The 272-nt window shown below is 57.4% G+C and carries 1 pseudogene; it reads left to right on the top strand.

Annotated features, from left to right (window positions below):
- A pseudogene (gene purH, locus L9G74_RS20640) lies at nt 1-272 on the top strand (bifunctional phosphoribosylaminoimidazolecarboxamide formyltransferase/IMP cyclohydrolase); the annotation flags it as partial.

The raw sequence follows: 272 nt of genomic DNA, 5'->3' as shown, positions 1-272 counted from the left end.
AGAGCACGGCTACGAAATCGTCTCCACCGGGGGGACTAAGAAGGCCCTGGATGAGGCCGGCATTAAGACGATCTCGATTGAAGACGTCACCCACTTCCCGGAAATCTTAGACGGACGGGTGAAAACCCTCAACCCTTACGTTCACGGGGGCCTGTTAGCCCGGCGCGACTTGCCGGAGCACATGAAGACCTTAGAGGACCTGTCGATCACCCCGATTGACCTGGTGTGCGTCAACCTCTACCCCTTCAAGGAAACGATCTTAAAGCCGGGCG

Source organism: Shewanella electrica (assembly GCF_022321485.1).
Lineage (GTDB): Bacteria > Pseudomonadota > Gammaproteobacteria > Enterobacterales > Shewanellaceae > Shewanella > Shewanella electrica.
This window is presented reverse-complemented; position numbering and strand designations above follow the sequence as displayed.